A 1,045-nucleotide genomic window follows, 5' to 3' on the forward strand; every position below is an offset into this window, starting at 1 on the left:
CGCCCTCGCGAGCGCGGCCGCCTCCTCCGCCTTGCGGATCGCCTCCGCGGCCTGCTCCTGCAGCGCCGCCGCCGCTGCCGCCGCGGCGTCCGCCGCCTCCTGTGCCCGCCTCACCGCGTCGTCCGACATGGGCCCGATCCTAACGGCGCACCTGTCGTCGCGCCGGGATACTGGGCTCGTGAGCGATCTGGGTCCCGTCGATCCCGGGAGAGCCGACGAGGCCGCGTGGCTGCGGCGGTGGCGGCTCAGGCCGGACGGCGATGCCACGACCACGACGACGAGCCGCCTCATCCCCGTCCGCACCGAGGACGGCACCGCGGCGATGCTGAAGATCGCGCACGAACCCGAGGAGGCACGCGGCGCCGCACTCCTCGCGGCACTCGACGGGCGCGGCGCCGTGCCGGTCATCCGGCGCGACCACGACGCCCTGCTCATGGAGCGGGCCACGGGACCAGGCGACCTCGTCGCGATGGTCCGCGCGGGCGAGGACGACGAGGCGACGCGCATCGTCTCCGCGGTCGCCGGCCGCCTGCACGCCGAGACCGACCGCGTGCTCGCCCTTCCCGAGCCGCCGGCGCTCGTGCCGCTCGAGACCTGGTTCGACCAGCTCTTCGCCCATGCCGACCGGCTCGGCCCGCTGCACCGCGCGGGCGCCGACCTCGCGCGGCGCCGATTCGACGACGGGCGCGAGCCGACCGTGCTGCACGGCGACCTGCACCACGGCAACGTGCTCGACTTCGGCGAGCACGGCTGGCTCGCGATCGACCCGAAGGGGCTCCTCGGCGATGCCGAGTTCGACGTGTGCAACCTGCTCTGCAACCCGTCGCACGAACGCGCGCTCGTCCCGGGGCGGCTGCCACGTCAGTTCGCGGTCGCGGTCGCGGCGACGGGCTTCGAGGCCCGGCGCCTCCGCGACTGGCTCGTGGCGTGGAGCGCGCTCTCGTCCACCTGGTTCGAGCTCGACGGCCGTCCCGAGCGCGCCGCGACGGCGGAGCGCATCGGGGAGGCGGCCGCGGGACTCGCCGTCTGAGGCGGCCTCCGCCCG

The 1,045-nt window shown here is 76.1% G+C and carries 1 protein-coding gene; it reads left to right on the plus strand.

The annotated features are described in order from the left end of the window. Positions 1 to 178: 178 nt before the first annotated feature. A complete protein-coding gene (locus tag ESO86_RS17565; protein ID WP_165308344.1) occupies positions 179 to 1,030 on the plus strand; it encodes an aminoglycoside phosphotransferase family protein in 852 nt (283 codons plus the stop codon). The last annotated feature ends 15 nt before the right edge of the window (positions 1,031 to 1,045 follow it).

Source organism: Agromyces binzhouensis, assembly GCF_004135055.1.
Taxonomy (GTDB): domain Bacteria; phylum Actinomycetota; class Actinomycetes; order Actinomycetales; family Microbacteriaceae; genus Agromyces; species Agromyces binzhouensis.